The organism is Roseospira visakhapatnamensis (assembly GCF_014197915.1).
Lineage (GTDB): Bacteria > Pseudomonadota > Alphaproteobacteria > Rhodospirillales > Rhodospirillaceae > Rhodospira > Rhodospira visakhapatnamensis.
Map to the genome: position 1 here is coordinate 1 of NZ_JACIGK010000004.1, position 15,555 is coordinate 15,555.

Below are 15,555 nucleotides of genomic sequence, written 5' to 3' on the forward strand. Positions count from 1 at the left end.
TGAAGTGCGCCATGTCATCGTCCGGCACCCACTCCCGAAGGTCCGGCGGCAACAAAAGCGCTTGTGTGCGATCGTCCGAGATGAAGTTCGCCATCGCCCGATCCTGATGACTTGAGCCATAGACCGATTCTACCCGAGCCCGCCCAAATCCGACAGACTGCTAGCGAACGGAAACACCCCTCACCGTCCCTCGCGCCACCACGCCAGACCCAACCCGCCCAGCACCAGCAGCACGGCCAGCCACGCCGGCAACAGCGACCGCTGGTCCACGCCCTGCACCGCATAGGTGCCGTTGGCGCGCAAGCCCATCCAGCCGCCGCCGCTGGCCGCGCTGTCCGCCCCCACCCGCCGCACCGCCGGCAGGCCCTCGGTCGCCAGCCAGGCGACACCGCCGCCGCTGGCCTCGGCCAGTGGTCCCAGAACGGCCTCGGTCGCGGTCACCCGGTCGGTCTCCCGGGGGTTGGGCGTGCCGGCCACCACCACCGTGGTCAGCGTGCCGTCGTCCAGCACATGGACGCCGGGCCGGTCCACCGCCGCGATCGCCGTTGCGCGCCCGTCGGCGGTGGTCTCCAGCGGCACCGCCCGCGCCGCGCCGTCCGGGCCGGTGACCGTGACCGTCTCGGGCAGGGACTCGGGATTCATGCCGCGCCGGGTGATCTCCAGGCGGTCCCCATCGGCGCGGCCGACCAGGGCGTCCTCCTCCAGTTCAGGCTCCTTCATCAGCCAGTGGGCCAGCCGCCGCAGCAGTTCCGCCTGCGGACCGCCGCCCTCGAACCCCTTGCTCCACAGCCAGATGGTATCGCTCAGGAGCAGGCCCACGCGGCCCTCGCCGCGACGCGACAGATGCAGCACCGGCCGCCCCTCGGCGCCCGTCAGCACGGTGCGGCCGTCGGTGGGCGTCACCTCGATCACCCGCGCCCAGCGGCCCCAGCCGGGCGTGCCGTCCGGGCCGTCGTCCAGGCCCGGCAGGGCGGCCGTCACCGGATGGCGGCGGCCATCGTCGGTGGGCAGGGGGCGGAACACCTCGTCCACCACCGCGCGGGCGGGACCGATCGGCAGCACCTCGGACAGGGCGGAGTCGGTCAGGCTGATCGGATCGCTGGCCTCCGGCCCCACCGCCAGCAGCAGCGCCCCGCCCTCCGTCACATAGTCGGCCACGTTGGCCAGATAGGTGCGCGGCACCAGGCCGCGCCGGCTGTAGCGATCGAAGATGATCAGGTCGAAACTTGACAGGCGGTCCTGGAACAACTCGCGGATGGGAAAGGCGATCAGGGCGAGTTCCCGCAGCGGCGTGGCGTCGTCCTTGGTGGGCGGCCGCAGGATGGTGAAGTGCACCAGATCCACCCCGGGATCGGCCTTCAGCAGGTTGCGCCAGACCCGCTCGCCGGCGTGCGGCTCGCCGGAGATCAGCAGCACCCGCAAGCGGTCGCGCACCCCGGACACCGACAGCGCCGCGCGGTTGTTGCGGTCGGTGATCTCGTCGGGCACGGCCGGCGCCACCAGTTCGAAGACGGTGTCGCCCGCATGGGTGAGCGGCAGGGTCAGGGTTTCGGCGCGGTTGGCCGGCAAAGTCACCGTTCCCCGGTCGCGGCCATCCGCGCGCACCGCGACGGGCACGGGCTCCCCCGCCGCGAGCGCCGGATCCTCCAGGCGCAGGGTGACGTCCACGGGCCGCCCGACCAGGCCGTAGCCCGGTGCCGCCTCCACCACCAGCCGGCGGTCGCGCGCATCGGGAACACCGGTCAGCAGCACGTGCAGGGGCGCGCCCAGCCCCTCGGCGGTCAGCGCCCGGGGATCATGGGCGCGCCCGTCGGTCAGCGCGATCACCCCCGCGCGCCGATCCGCCGGCACGTCGGCCAGCGACCGGGCCACGGCCGACAGCAGGCGGGTTCCCTGGTCCCCGGGGCCGTCGGTGACCCGCACCCAGCGCACCTCCAGGTCCGGCTGCCGCTCCAGGGCGGCGCGCAGGTCGGACAGCGCCGCCTCGGTGCGCGCCGGCCGGTCCCCCCACTGATTGGAGGCGCTGTCGTCCACCGCCACCACCGCCACGTCGGACAGCGGCGCCCGTCGCTCGACCAGCCACTGCGGATTGGCCAGCACCAGCAGCAGCGCCACCCCGGGCAGCAGCCGCACGACGATGCCCCGCGCGCGGCGCCACAGCCCCCAGAGCGTCGGCAGCACGAGGGCCCCCGCCAGCGCGATCAGCGCGGCCGGCGGCAGCAGCGGGGCCAGGGTGATATCGGTGAAGGCCGTCATCAGTTCGTCAGCCTTTCCATGATCGCCGGCAAATGGACCTGGTCGCCCTTGTAGTTGCCCGTCAGCGCATAGAGCACCACGTTGACGCCGAAGCGGTAGGCCATTTCCCGCTGGCGGTTGCCGCCGGGCACGGTGGCGAACATCGGCCGGCCCTCGGCGTCCATGGCCCAGGCCCCGGCCCAGTCGTGACGGCCGAGCACCACCGAGGACACCCCGTCATGGGTGACCGGGTCGCGTTCCACCCACACGGTCTCGCCGTCGCGCCGGCCGGGAAACCGGTCCAGCAGGTAGAAGCTGCGGGTCAGCACATGGTCCTCGGGCAGCGGCATCAGCGGCGGCACGTCCACGCCCCGCAGCAGGACGGCGGGGTCGCCACCCTCCTGGACATCGATGAGGATCATGCCGCCGTGCCGCAGGTAGTCGTTGACCGCCGCCCGCGCCGCCGCCGTGAGCGTGCCCTGACCGGGCAGCACCGGCCAGTAGAGCAGCGGAAACGCCACCAGGGGATCGGTGGCCACGTCGACGCCCATGGGCTCGGCCAGTTCGGCGGAGGTGCGCCGCGCGAGCACGGTGGTCAGGGCCCCCAGGCCGGCCTCGGCGACGCGGTCGGCCTCCGGATCGCCGCTCCTGACCCAGGCCAGCCGTGTCTCCAGGGCGGCCGCCAGGGTGAGGGCAAGGCCCGGATCGGTCCGTCCGCTCACCTGCTGGGCCTCGGCCCGGCCCGGCATCAGCGGCAAGAGGGCGCCCGCGGCAACCGCCACCGCCAGCAGCGGGGCGACGCCGCGCGCGCGCCCGGGCGGCCGGCGGGGGACGAGCAGACCCCGCAGGCCCAGGCTCACCAGCAGATCGACCATCGCCAGCACCAGCGCCGCCGTCAGCAGAGGCGGCTTCAGGGGCCGCTCGACCACCGGGCCGGCCAGCGGCCCCCGGGCGACGTCGCCCGGCAGGTCCGCCGCCGTCAGCGCGCGCGGCGGGTCCAGCGCCGCGCCCAGGTTCAAGGCCCGTTCCCGGCCCACCGGGCCGTACAGGCCCGGGGGGTGGGCCGGGTCCACCACCGGATCGTCCAGCACGGCGAGCGGCAGGGACCGCACGCCCGGGTCCGGGTCGCGCAGGCGCCCCAGCCCATCCAGCACCCGGCGCGGCGACAGGTGGCTCTCGGCGGCGGCGCCGGTCTCGCCCTGGCCACCGGCCACCACGCCCCGGCTGCTGTCCACCAGGCGGCGCAGCATGTCCACGAACACCCCCGACATGGCCAGCGACGACCAGCGCGGGTCGGCGGTCACATGCACCAGAACGACCCGCCCCCGGCCCAGCGGCGCGGCGGTCACCAGCGGGGTCCCGTCGCCCAGGCGCGCCCAGGTGCGCGCGGCCAGATCCGGCGACGGCTCGGCCAGCACCTGACGCGTCACCGTCACATCGTCGGGCACCGCCAGCCCGGCGAGGGGCGTGTCCTCGGTGAAGCCGGCCAGCCGGCCCGGCGTGGTCCAGGACAGGGCCCCGCCCATGGCCCGCTCGCCCGCCCGCAACCGCACCGGCAGCAGGTCCGGATGCAGGGCGTCCAGGCGCGGCCCGGCGAAGCGCACCAGCGTCCCGCCGCGCCGGACCCAGGCCCGCAGCGTCTCCACGGCCCCGGGCGCCGGACGGGCGCCGTCGGTCATCAGCAGCAGCGACAGATCGCGCCGGAGCAGGTCCCCGGGCGCACCCTCGCGCACCGCCGCATGGGGCGCCAGCGCCTGGCGCAGGTAGTGGGTCTCGTCGAGCAGGGGTACCGGCGCGGCCCCGGTGGCGGCGTCACCGCTGACCAGACCCACCGGCCGCCGCGCCCAGGTGTCGTCCAGCAACACCACGCCGCCCGCGCCCGGCAGGCCCTCCAGGTCCAGGCGCGCCAGATCGGCGGCCAGTTCGGCCGGCACATCCAAGGTCACGGCCGCCGTGGGCTCGTCGGCGGCGAAGGCGGCCCCGGCGGTCAGCGCCACGCGGCCCTGGTCGTCGCGCGCCCGCAGCCCCACGACGCGCGGCGGCAGCGGTCCCCCCTCGGGCCGGTGCAGCGTCACCCGCACCGTCCCGTCGCTCTCGGACACGGGGGGCCGCAGAATCAGCGGCGCCGAGCCGGGGTCGGCGACGCGCACGGCCACCCGCCCCAGGGTCCGCAGATGCCGGGCCAGGGCACCGGTCCCGGGCGCCGCCAGCCCGTCGTGCACCCACACCACCGCCCCGGGGGGAGCGGAGGCCGCCTCCAGCCGCGCCCGGGCCGCCGCCAGATCCTTCCCCCAGGGCCGAGGCAGCAGCGCCCGCAGCACGGTGGCCGCCGCGTCGGCCCGCATGGGTTCAAGGGGGGATACCGGTGGGGGGGCAACCGCCTCCGTTCCCGGCACCGGCGCAGGCGCCGCCGTCGGCAGCAGCATCACGGGCCGGCCGTCGCGCCCGGCGCGCTCCGTCAGGTCGAGCAGCAGCGCCCGCCGCGCCGCCCAGGTGGGCGCCGCCGCCCAGGTATCGTCCACCACCAGCAGCAGCGGCCCCTGCCCGCGCGCCACGGGATCCGGGTTCAACAGCGGCCCCGCCAGCCCGAGAACGATCAGCGTCGCGATCACCAGCCTCAGCAGGACCAGCCACCACGGCGTGCGCGCCGACGTCGGCTGATCCGCCCGCAACCCCAGCAGCAGACGCACGGCCGGGAAGGCCGTCCGGCGCGGGGCCGGCGGCGTCGCCCGCATCAGCCACCACAGCAGCGGCAGTGTCCCCAACGCCAGCAACACCCAGGGGGCCGTGAGGGCCAGTGGTCCCACCGTCAGCATGCGGCCGCGCTCCGTTCAGGTCCCATCTCCGCTCCGACCATGCGCCTTACCCTGCCCACCCTGTCTTCCCTGCCCACCCTGTCTTCCCGGCCTTTCGACGTCTCGCCGCGTCTTTCAACGCGCCCCCACGACTCTACCCCAAGTCGACCGCGCCACCCTACCACGCCTTCGGGACCCGTCCGCCGGACAGCGCCAGATACAGGGCCATCAGCATCGGCGTCGGCGGCTGGTCGGTGTGGTGCACCAGCAGCCGCCAGTCGGCCGAGCGGGCCAGGGCGGCCAGTCCCGCCCGATGGTCCCGCAGGCGCTCCTGGTAGGCGGTCCGCAGCGCCTCCGCGCGGTCGGCGAGCAAGCCCTCCTCGCCCTCCAGGCCGTCGAAACGCAGGCGGCCGCGGAAGGGAAACGCCTCCTCGGCCGGGTCGAGCACCTGAACCAGAACACCGCGCGCGCCCGCGTCCACCAGCCCGCGCAGCCGCGCCGCCGTCTCCGGCAGCGGGGCGAGGAAGTCGCCGATCAGCACGACCTGGGCGTGTCTCGGCACCGGCGCGGCCGGCGGCCCGGCGGTGGCGGTCGCCGGCGCGCGGACCAGGGCCTCGGCCAGCCGATGCAGGGCGGGACGTCCACCGCCCGCAGGCCGCGCGCGCAGGGGGTCGGCGTCCAGCAACGCGAAGCCCTCGCCCGCCCGCTCCAGCATCACCGCCAGGGCCAGGGCCAGCAGCGCGGCACGCTCGGCCTTGCGCGGCACGCCCCGGGCGCTGGCGTAGTCCATGGAGCCGGAGGCATCGGCCCACAGCCAGACGGTTTGCGCCGCCTCCCACTCCCGCTCGCGGACGAACACCGGGTCGGCCCGCGCCGAGCGGCGCCAGTCGATGGACTGCGGCCGGTCACCGGCTTCGTAGCGGCGGTATTGCCAGAAGGTCTCGCCAATCCCGGCGCGGCGCCGTCCGTGCAGCCCCTGGGCGACGGCAGCGGCCACGCGCTCGGCCTCGACCAGCAGCGGCGGCAGGGCGGCGGCCAGCGGCTCGGCCCGGTCCAGGGCGCCCGAGGCGGACGCGGCGGGGGGCCGATCGCGAGCATGCTCGCCGGGGCGTCGATCAGACGAGGGCATGACAAGCAGATCCTTAACCATGGGTCTTGGTCATGACGACACGCGGTCGGAGACCCGTGTCGTGGTCACCGGACCGGGGCTACCCGATCCGGCCCGGGGGGGGGACCATGCCGGGCAAAGGTGTCCACGATGTGGTCGCATCGCCGGGCGTTGGGAAGCCCCCGCGACCGAACACGGCGGGCGATGCCGGGGCGACGGGCCGCATTGCGCCTTGCGCGGCCGGACGTGATCGCCTACCCATGGGCTCCCTTTCCGTCGCCCCCGTGCCACTCTTTCAGGAGCCCCGCCGCGCCATGCGCATCCTGCGCCATCATGACGAAGTCCCGCCCGACTGTCGCGGCGGAGCCGTGGCGCTGGGCAACTTCGATGGCGTGCACCGCGGGCATCAGGCGGTCATCGGCACCGCCCGCGACATCGCGCGGGGCGGAACCGGCGGCGGCGACGGCCCCCAGGCGATGCCCATGGGGGTGATGACCTTCGATCCCCACCCCCGGCGCCTGTTCCAGCCCGACGCGCCGCCGTTCGCGCTGTCGGCGTTGCGCACCAAGGCCCGCAGAGTCGAGGATCTGGGGGCGCAGTTCCTCTACGTCCAGCACTTCGATCACACCTTCGCCAGCCATCCGGCCGAATGGTTCGTGGAGACGGTGCTGGCCCGGAACCTCGGCGTGCGTCACGTCGTGATCGGCAAGGACTATCGCTTCGGCCGGGGCCGGCGCGGCGACGCCGACCTGATGCGGACCATGGCGGCGGATTTGGGCTTCGGCGTGACCACGGTCCCGGCCGTCACCGACACCGACGGCCGGGTGCTGTCGTCCACCCGCGCGCGCGAGGCCCTGGTGGCCGGCCGGCCGGACGAGGCCGCCGATGTGCTCGGCCAGCCGTGGGAGGTGGAGGCCCGGGTCGAGCATGGCGACGCGCGCGGACGCACCATCGGCTTCCCCACCGCCAACCTGCGGCTGGGCGACTACCTGCGCCCCGCCCTGGGGGTTTACGCGGCGCGCGCCGGCGTGGACGCCGGGTCCGAGACGGTGTGGCACGACGCGGTGGCGAACTACGGTCGCCGCCCCACCTTCGATGCCACGGACCCGCTTCTGGAAGTGCACCTGTTCGGCTTTGACGGCGACCTCTATAACCAGCATCTTCGGGTGCGGCTGGTCGCCTTCCTGCGGCCGGAACGAAAGTTTGACGGCCTTGAGGCTCTCAAGGCCCAGATCGGCGCGGACGCGGACGCCGCGCGCCGCCTGCTCTCAGCGAAGGTCTGAGCGATGAGCGTGGACTACAAGAAAACCGTCTTCCTGCCCAAGACCGCCTTCCCGATGAAGGCCGGACTGGCCCGGAAGGAACCCGAGATTCTGGACCGCTGGCGGCGCATGGACCTGTATCGCCGCCTGCGCGACCAGTCCCGGGGTCGCGAGAAGTTCATCCTGCACGATGGCCCGCCCTACGCCAACGGCCACCTGCACATGGGCCACGCGCTCAACAAGATTCTCAAGGACGTGATCGTCCGCGCCCACCAGATGATGGGCAAGGACGCCAACTACGTGCCCGGCTGGGACTGCCACGGCCTGCCGATCGAGTGGAAGATCGAGGAAGGGTACCGCAAGCGCGGCCAGAACAAGGACGACGTCGACCCGGTGGAGTTCCGCCGGGAATGCCGCGAGTTCGCCGAGAAGTGGATCGCCATCCAGAGCGAGGAGTTCCAGCGCCTTGGCGTCATCGGCGACTGGACGTCCCCCTATACCACCATGGCCTTCGCCGCCGAGGGCCAGATCGCGCGGGAACTCGGCTCGTTCCTGACGAACGGCAGCCTGTACCGGGGTGCCAAGCCGGTGATGTGGTCGGTGGTGGAGAAAACCGCGCTGGCCGATGCCGAGGTGGAGTACCACGACCACACCTCGACCACCATCTGGGTCCGGTTTCCGATCCACAGGGCCCCCATGGCGGCGCTTGAAAGCGCCAGCATCGTCATCTGGACCACCACGCCCTGGACCATGCCCGGCAACCGCGCCGTCGCCTACGGCGAGGCGATCGAATACGTGGTCCTGCGAGTCACCGCCGCCGCCGAGGACAGCTTGGCGCGCCCGGGCGAGCGCCTGGTGGTGGCCGCCGACCTGGCGGAGCGGCTTTGCCAGGACGCCGGCATCACCGACCACGAGATCGCCCACCGCTTCCCCGGCCGCGACCTGACCGGCACCGTCTGCCATCACCCGTGGCACGGCAAGGGCTACGACTTCCCGGTCCCCGCCCTGCCCGGCGACTTCGTGACCACGGACCAGGGCACCGGCTTCGTCCACATCGCCCCCGGCCACGGCGAGGACGACTACTGGCTGGGCGTGGCCCACGGCATCGCCGTTCCCGACACCGTGGGCGGCGACGGCCTGTACCTGGACCATGTGCCGCTGTTCGCCGGTCACCACGTCTTCAAGGTCGCGCCCGCCATCCTCGACGCCATGACCGATGTCGGCGCGCTGCTGGCGCACGGCAGCCTGCGGCACAGCTATCCCCACTCCTGGCGCTCCAAGGCGCCGCTGATCTTCCGCAACACGCCGCAGTGGTTCATCTCCATGGAGAAGACCGGCCTGCGGGAGACGGCACTGGCGGCCATCGACGCCACCCGCTGGGTGCCGGGCACGGGACGCAACCGCATCCGCTCGATGATCGAGACTCGGCCGGACTGGTGTGTCTCGCGGCAACGCGCCTGGGGCGTGCCGCTGCCCATCTTCGTGCACAAGGCCAGCGGCGAGCCGCTGCGGGATCAAACGGTGCTGGACCGCATCGCCGACGCCTTCACCGCCGAGGGCTCGGACTGCTGGTTCCGCGAGGGCGCCAAGACGCGCTTCCTGGGCAACGACTACGCGCCCGACGACTACGACCAGATCACCGACATCGTCGAGGTGTGGTTCGACAGCGGCGCCACGCACACCTACGTGCTGGAAGCGCGCGACGACCTTCAATGGCCCGCCTCGCTGTACCTGGAGGGCTCGGACCAGCACCGCGGCTGGTTCCATTCCTCGCTGCTCGTCGGCTGCGGCACGCGCGGCCGCGCGCCGTACGACGCGGTGCTGACCCACGGCTTCATCCTCGACGAGAAGGGCGAGGAGAAGATGTCCAAGTCCAAGGGCAACGTGATCTCGCCCCGGGACGTGTGGGACGACATGGGCGCCGACATCCTGCGCCTCTGGGTGGTCTCGGCCGACTACTCCAACGATCTGCGCTTCGGCCTGTCGATCCTCAAGCAGGTGGGCGAAAGCTATCGCCGCCTGCGCAACACGCTGCGCTACCTGCTGGGCAACCTGAACGGCTTCACCGAGGCCGAGCGGGTCCCGGTGGCGGAGATGCCGGAGCTGGAACGCTGGGTGCTGCACCGGCTGTGGGACCTGGACCGGCTGGCCCGCCGGTGCATCCACGACTTCGATTTCCACACCCTGTTCCAGGAACTGTTGCAGTTCTGCGGGAACGACCTGTCGGCGTTCTATTTCGACATCCGCAAGGACAGCATCTACTGCGACGCGGCCGACGACCCGCGCCGGCGCGCCGCGCGCACCGTCCTCGACCTGGTCTACGACCACCTGGTGCGCTGGCTGGCGCCGTTCATCTGCTTCACGGCCGACGAGGCATGGCTGGCCCGCCACGGCGACCCTGACGGGGCGGACGACGAGACGGTCCACGACAAGACGTTCCCGATCGTGCCCGACACCTGGCGCGACGACGCGCTGGCGGAGCGATGGACCAAGGTCCGCGCCCTGCGCCGGGCGGTGACGGGCGCGCTGGAGCAGGCCCGCGCCGCCAAGCGACTCGGCGCCAGCCTGCAGGCGCATCCGACGGTGCACGCCCCGGCCGACGTGGTGAGCGCCTGCGCGGGCCTGCCCATGGCCGACCTGTGCATCACCTCGGACATCACCCTGATCGCCGAGGGAACCCCGCCGGCCGACGCCTTCCGCCTGGAGGGCGAACCGGACGTGGCGGTGGTGGTGGCGCTGGCCGAGGGCGAGAAGTGCCAACGCTGCTGGAAGGTGCTTCCCGACGTGGGCACCCATGCCCATGACGGCCTGTGCCGCCGCTGCGACACGGTGGTCGGGCGCATGACGGTGGCAGCGGAGTAGCGCACGGTGAAGGACGGCAACGCACACCCCAGACCGCCCCGGGGACACCCCGGCCCCGCGCCCGGCGGACCGGCCGACGCCCCCCCGATCCGGCCCTTGCGGGTCGGGCTGATCACGGCGGCCATCGTGGCCGTCGCCGATCAGATCACCAAGTACATCGTGTTCGTGGGGATCCAGCCGCCGCCCTATGGCGGCCTGGACGTCACCAGCTTCCTCAGCCTCGTCTCGGTCATGAATCGCGGCGTGAGCTTCGGGCTGTTCTCCTCGGGCTCGCCCTGGGCCCCCTTCATCCTCACCGCCATCGCCGCCACGGTGGTGGCGGCGCTGACCTTCTGGCTCCGCCAGGCGGAAACGCGCATGCTGTCGATCTCGCTGGGGATGCTCATCGGGGGCGCCATCGGCAATGCCATCGACCGCTTGGTGCATGGCGCGGTCATGGACTTCGTCAACCTGCACTGGGAAGGCTATCACTGGCCGGCCTTCAACGTGGCCGACGCGGCGATCACCGTCGGCGCCGTGCTGATGGTCCTCGACGCCTTGTTCGTGCGCAAAAAATAGCCTAAATCTTGCGGCAACGGTCGTGCAACGATCGGATCGGCGCGGACCGGCGGCGGATGGCTGGGGACAACACGGCTGTGGCCGAGCACAGGACGGCAGTGGCCGAAGACAAGAATAGGGGAAGCGTGGACATGCGAGCCTGGATGGCGGCGGCGGTCGCGGTGGGACTGGCCTCGGGCCTGGCGGCCTGCGACAATCCGAAACGCGCCCTGGGACTGGAAAAGGCCGCGCCGGACGAATTCGCCGTGGTCACCCGGGCTCCCTTGAGCCTGCCGCCGGACTTCAGCCTGCGCCCACCGGAACCCGGCGCGCCCCGCCCGCAGGAGGGTACGACGCGCGATCAGGCGCGCCGCGTGATCACCGGCGGCCCGGCCATCCTGGGCGGCGGCCCGATCGTCACCAGCGGCCCCCTGACCGGCGGCCAGTCCCCCGGGGAACAGGCCCTGCTGCAACAGGCCGGCTCCGATCGCGCCATCCCCAACATTCGCCGGATCGTCGACCAGGAAACCAGTTCCCTGGCGTCGGAAGGCCGAAGCTTCACCGAGATCCTCCAGTTCTGGCGCGAGCCGGATACGTACGGGACCGAACTGGACCCGGTGGCGGAGAGCCGGCGCCTGCGCGAGAATCAGGCGCTGGGGCGGCCGCCGACAACCGGCGCCACCCCCACGATCGAGCGCCGCGAACGGGGTATTCTGGAAGGCCTGTTCTGACCACCGATCGCCGGTCGCGTCCCGTCGCCCGGAGGCTCCGGGACCGCGCCGGATCCGGCCGTCCGAGGTCCGGCCTGCCCGACGGCTGCGCGTCCCGGGTCCGACGGTCCCGGGCCTGGCCTTCATGGAGTGGCTGCCCATGCCCGTCTCGCCGGATCCCGACGCCCGCCCCGCCGGAGCCGATGCGGCCGGCGGCGCCTCCGCCCCCGGTGGCGAGGCGGGCGGCTACCTGCGTGACGCCGGTTACCTGTACGAGTTCTTTCCCGATCACGGCCCCGCCTGGCTGAACACGGTGGCGGCGCTGAACGGCTTTGCCCCGCGCCCGCTGGACGACGGCTTCACCTGGTGCGATCTGGGGTGCGGGCACGGGGTCTCGGCGCTGGCCCTGGCCGCGGCGTTTCCGCGCGGCCGTTTCCATGGCGTGGACCTCAACCCCGCCCATGTGGCCTTCGCCGAGGCCCTGGCCCGCGATGCCGGCCTGAAGAATGTGCGCTTTCGGGCCGGCGACGCCGCCGCCCTGTCCGAGCCCCTGCCGCCGCTGGATTTCGCCGTCGTTCACGGCGTGATCTCGTGGATCGACGACACCACCCGCGCGCGTCTGCTGGACGGCGTCATGGCGGCCCTGAAGCCGAACGGGCTGATGATGATCAGCTACGATGCGCTGCCCGGGTGGGCGGCGCATCGCATGATGCGCGACATGATGGTCAACGTGACCCGCGACGTCACCGGCGACAGCCTCGCCCGGGCGGAGGCGGCGGTGGTCTGGCTGCGGCGCCTGCGGGCCGGGGGCGCGACGTTCTTCCGCGATCACCCGGCGCTGGGCCGGGCGGTGGACGAGATGCGCGACGACCGCCTGACCTACGTCGCGCACGAGTACTTCAATGCCGTGCTGCGCCCCTTCGCTTTCAACGAGGTGCGCACGATGCTGGAGGCGCGGGGCGGACAGTTCGTGGGCCGCGCCGAGCTGTTCCTGAACATAATCGACCTGTGCGCGCCGGAGGCCCTGCATACCGAGCTGGCCGAGTCGCGCAGCCGCGCCGAGTTCGAGGCGCGGCGGGACTTCCTGCGCAATGAAACGCTGCGCCGGGACGTCTATGTCAAGGGCGCGCCGCTGACCGACGCGGCCGCCTGGGACGCGGCCCAGGACGGCTTGCGCTTCGGCGCGATCGAACCGGTGTCGGTCCTGGACCGGGACGTGCCCTTCGGCGGCGTGCGCGTCCGCTTCGACGGGCCGCCCTTCGACGACGCCATGGCCCACTGGAACCGCGCCCCGGGCCAGCCGCTGCCCGATGCCGCGCATGGCGGGGATCCGGCCCTGGGGCGCGAGATCACCCGCATGCTGGCCGCCGCCCGCCTGGTGGAGCCGATGGCGCCCCGGCCAGACTGGACGCCATCGCCCCCGCCCGATCCGGCCAGCCTGGCGGATGCGCCGCTCGCGATGCCGCTGGCGTTCAACCGCGTCGCCTGCCGGCGCCTGGGCATGGTGGCGCCCCGGGTGCCCCTGGCCGCCCCCGCCGCCGGCGCCGTGGTGGACCTGTCCGCGGCGCGCGCCTGGGTACTGCTGGGGCTGTGCACCGCCGGTCGCGCCGCCGCGCCATCCTGGACCCTGGAGGCCCTGGACGCCGCCGGTCAGGGTCCCCGGAAGGACGGACGCGCCCTGACGGGCGACGAAGCCCACGCCCTGCTGACCGCCGAACTGGATGCCCTGTTCGCCGACGGCTGGGTCTCGCGGCTGGTCCAGTTGGGCGTGCTGACCCTGGCGTGAGACCCCATCGGTCATGGGCGGGGCCTGGCACCGCCGGCGTCTTCCCGCTCGGTGGGCCGGGTCAGGCCCATGGCCCGTAACGCCGGCTCGCTCTCCGGGGGGCGGCGGTACATCATGCAGCCGTTGCGCCGGCGCCCGGTGATCAGTCCGGCGTCGCTCAGTTCCCGCAGCAGCTCCGGCATCAGCAGGGGATCGAGCCGGCCGCGCGCCGCCAGGTCACCGGTGCCGCGCGCCCGCCCATCCATGGTCACCAGCAGGCGGCGAGCCAGCGGACTCACCGGCGCCACGCCGGCCAGGGAGCGGCCGCCGCGCACCTCACCCGCGTAGGCCGGGGGCAGCTTGCGGACCTTGCCGGCGGCCAGGAAGGCGGCGATCTGGGCCCGCTCCGCCTCCGGGCGGTCGGCGGTGGTGATGATGTGGCGTTGCACGGGAGAGAGCGGCACGGGAGCCGCGCCCGCCTCACCCCGGGTCCCGCACGTCCCTCCCCCGGCTCCGGCGGGGTCGGCGGGGTCGGCGGGGTCGGCGGCGGCGGGGAGCGGCGCGACCGCCGGCTCCGGGCTGGCGCCGGCGCCAGCCGCGCGCAGGCGGCGCAGGCGGTGGCGCACGCTGGACGGGGTCCGGCCGAGCCGCGTGGCCATGGTGGCGAGATCCAGTCCTTCCCGGGCCAGGCGCAGCAGGATGGCGTCCTGTCCGTTCTCCCAGCCGTCCGCATAGGCGGCCCCGGCGCGCGAGTGTCCCCGGCCACGCGACCAGTCGGTGCGCGCGCCGCTGGCGCGGATGGTCACCCGGCGGCGCTGGCCCTCGGTCTCCAGGGTGATCAGGCCGGCGGTCCGCAGCGTCTCCATGGCCTTGCGCACGCCGTCGGGGCTGGCGACGCCGAGGCAGTCCATCAGCGTGAAGTTGCTGGGACACGGCGCGCCGGCCTCCGCCGCCCGCATCAGGTCGGCCAGCAGGACCCGGGCCTGCACCGGCAGGGCCAGGACACCCCCGCGCCCCGACGACGCGGACGGGGACGCCGCGCCGGTCCCGGCGGCTCGCGGTGACGGGGAAGCGGACACATGGACCGGCACGGACGGGAACGCGGACAGCGGCATGGTGATCATCCTGGCTGCGGGTGTGGACGCGGCGGGCGAACCGCCGGACGACGATCGGACACCAGCGGCGGCGCCCCACGCCCTCCGGGCCTGTCGGGTCATGCGGCACGCGGCTCCGCCGATGTTTGTTCATCTTATGTTCTCTCCAAGAAGGTGCAAAACGAACCGCGTCCGTCAAGTGGAAAGACGGAACGTCCCGTGATAGGCTTCGAATCATGCAGACTCCCGCCGACAGGCTCCGTCATGCCCGCGCCACCGCCGGTTTCGCCACCGCGAGCCAGGCCGCGACTCGGTTCGGCTGGAATCTCAACACGTACAAAGCCCATGAGAACGGCAAGAGGGGATTGAAGGCGGATATGATTGCGCGGTACGCTGAGGCTTTCCGGGTCTCGCCCGCGTGGATCCATTATGGGGAGCGCGCCGACGATCCGGGTCTGGTACGAAATGTACCGAACATCGCGTCGGGGTTCTCGGAAGAGGCCATCGGCACCGCGCCGGCGGCGACCGGGCCGCCGGACGGGGACGCGATGACGACCGACGTGGACCTGGACCGGCCGCATCTGGACGGGCTGGTCGGGGGACGCGACCTGCCTGTGTTCGGATCGGCCCTGGGGGGGCCGGACGGGGAGATGATCGTGAGTTTCGAGCCGATCGAATGGGTGCGTCGGCCGGCCCCGCTGGAGGGGGTCAACGGGGGGTTCGGCTTCTACATGATCGGCGAGAGCATGAGCCCGGCCTTCGAGCCGGGCGATATGATCCTCTGCCACCCCACGCGGCCGCCCTACGCCGGCCAGGACGTGCTGGTGATCCGGCGCCTGAACGGCGGCCAGTGTGCCCTGGTCAAGCGTCTGGTGCGCCACGACCCCCAGGGCCTGCGGCTCCGTCAGTTCAATCCGCCGGAAGACTTCGATGTGGCCCGGGACGAGGTGATCAGCTTCCACCTGATCGTCGGCAAGTACAGCCGACGCTAGAGCAAATCCCGAGCGATCCGAACCGGATCGCGACGACGATTTGCTTTAGAAACAAAAACGTAGAGCGTTTTGGGTGAGTCCAAAATCACGCAACACGCTCTAATGCGGCGACGCATTCAAGGGGTTCACCCTGGAATGCAAACGTCTCTGCGCAAAGTATTCTTTCTGGTGAGCTTTTGATTCAGACAAAAAGGA

The 15,555-nt window shown here is 72.9% G+C and carries 10 protein-coding genes; 6 read left to right on the forward strand and 4 right to left on the reverse strand.

Annotated elements, in window-relative coordinates; genetic code table 11:
- Positions 1-180: 180 nt before the first annotated feature.
- From GGD89_RS03560 to GGD89_RS03570, 3 genes are all read right to left on the reverse strand, one after another.
- Positions 181-2,256: a hypothetical protein gene (locus tag GGD89_RS03560; protein WP_184042741.1), complete on the reverse strand. Its 2,076-nt coding sequence runs from the start codon at positions 2,254-2,256 to the stop codon at positions 181-183.
- A complete protein-coding gene (locus tag GGD89_RS03565) occupies positions 2,256-5,051 on the reverse strand; it encodes a DUF4159 domain-containing protein (RefSeq protein ID WP_184042742.1) in 2,796 nt (931 codons plus the stop codon). Before GGD89_RS03565 ends, GGD89_RS03560 begins: the two co-directional genes overlap by 1 nt.
- A 157-nt stretch (positions 5,052-5,208) precedes the next feature.
- The gene (locus tag GGD89_RS03570) at positions 5,209-6,159 is read right to left on the reverse strand and encodes a DUF58 domain-containing protein (RefSeq protein ID WP_184042743.1); all 951 of its coding nucleotides are present in this window, start codon (positions 6,157-6,159) and stop codon (positions 5,209-5,211) included.
- 293 nt (positions 6,160-6,452) lie between these two features.
- Here GGD89_RS03570 and GGD89_RS03575 point away from each other — a divergent pair, with 293 nt between their 5' ends.
- From GGD89_RS03575 to GGD89_RS03595, 5 genes are all read left to right on the forward strand, one after another.
- Positions 6,453-7,421, forward strand: a complete 969-nt coding sequence (locus GGD89_RS03575) for a bifunctional riboflavin kinase/FAD synthetase (protein WP_184042744.1) — start codon at positions 6,453-6,455, stop codon at positions 7,419-7,421.
- A gap of 3 nt (positions 7,422-7,424) precedes the next feature.
- Positions 7,425-10,262: an isoleucine--tRNA ligase gene (gene ileS, locus GGD89_RS03580; protein WP_184042745.1), complete on the forward strand. Its 2,838-nt coding sequence runs from the start codon at positions 7,425-7,427 to the stop codon at positions 10,260-10,262.
- 6 nt (positions 10,263-10,268) lie between these two features.
- The gene (gene lspA, locus GGD89_RS03585; RefSeq protein ID WP_343058528.1) at positions 10,269-10,820 is read left to right on the forward strand and encodes a signal peptidase II; all 552 of its coding nucleotides are present in this window, start codon (positions 10,269-10,271) and stop codon (positions 10,818-10,820) included.
- A 131-nt stretch (positions 10,821-10,951) separates the two neighbouring features.
- On the forward strand, positions 10,952-11,530 hold the full coding sequence (locus GGD89_RS03590; RefSeq protein WP_184042746.1) for a DUF3035 domain-containing protein: 579 nt from the start codon (positions 10,952-10,954) through the stop codon (positions 11,528-11,530).
- Positions 11,531-11,669: 139 nt separating this feature from the next.
- Positions 11,670-13,295: a class I SAM-dependent methyltransferase gene (locus GGD89_RS03595; protein WP_184042747.1), complete on the forward strand. Its 1,626-nt coding sequence runs from the start codon at positions 11,670-11,672 to the stop codon at positions 13,293-13,295.
- 11 nt (positions 13,296-13,306) lie between these two features.
- On the opposite strand, the gene GGD89_RS03600 is transcribed toward GGD89_RS03595, so the two are convergent.
- On the reverse strand, positions 13,307-14,389 hold the full coding sequence (locus GGD89_RS03600) for a hypothetical protein (protein WP_184042748.1): 1,083 nt from the start codon (positions 14,387-14,389) through the stop codon (positions 13,307-13,309).
- Positions 14,390-14,604: 215 nt separating this feature from the next.
- Here GGD89_RS03600 and GGD89_RS03605 point away from each other — a divergent pair, with 215 nt between their 5' ends.
- A complete protein-coding gene (locus GGD89_RS03605; RefSeq protein ID WP_184042749.1) occupies positions 14,605-15,360 on the forward strand; it encodes an XRE family transcriptional regulator in 756 nt (251 codons plus the stop codon).
- Positions 15,361-15,555 lie beyond the last annotated feature (195 nt).

Coding starts and splice junctions, on each gene's coding strand:
- GGD89_RS03560 (WP_184042741.1), bottom strand. CDS start 2,256: ATGACGGCCTTCACCGATATCACCCTGGCCCCGCTGCTGCCGCCGGCC.
- GGD89_RS03565 (WP_184042742.1), bottom strand. CDS start 5,051: ATGCTGACGGTGGGACCACTGGCCCTCACGGCCCCCTGGGTGTTGCTG.
- GGD89_RS03570 (WP_184042743.1), bottom strand. CDS start 6,159: ATGCCCTCGTCTGATCGACGCCCCGGCGAGCATGCTCGCGATCGGCCC.
- GGD89_RS03575 (WP_184042744.1), top strand. CDS start 6,453: ATGCGCATCCTGCGCCATCATGACGAAGTCCCGCCCGACTGTCGCGGC.
- ileS (WP_184042745.1), top strand. CDS start 7,425: ATGAGCGTGGACTACAAGAAAACCGTCTTCCTGCCCAAGACCGCCTTC.
- GGD89_RS03590 (WP_184042746.1), top strand. CDS start 10,952: ATGCGAGCCTGGATGGCGGCGGCGGTCGCGGTGGGACTGGCCTCGGGC.
- GGD89_RS03595 (WP_184042747.1), top strand. CDS start 11,670: ATGCCCGTCTCGCCGGATCCCGACGCCCGCCCCGCCGGAGCCGATGCG.
- GGD89_RS03600 (WP_184042748.1), bottom strand. CDS start 14,389: ATGCCGCTGTCCGCGTTCCCGTCCGTGCCGGTCCATGTGTCCGCTTCC.
- GGD89_RS03605 (WP_184042749.1), top strand. CDS start 14,605: ATGCAGACTCCCGCCGACAGGCTCCGTCATGCCCGCGCCACCGCCGGT.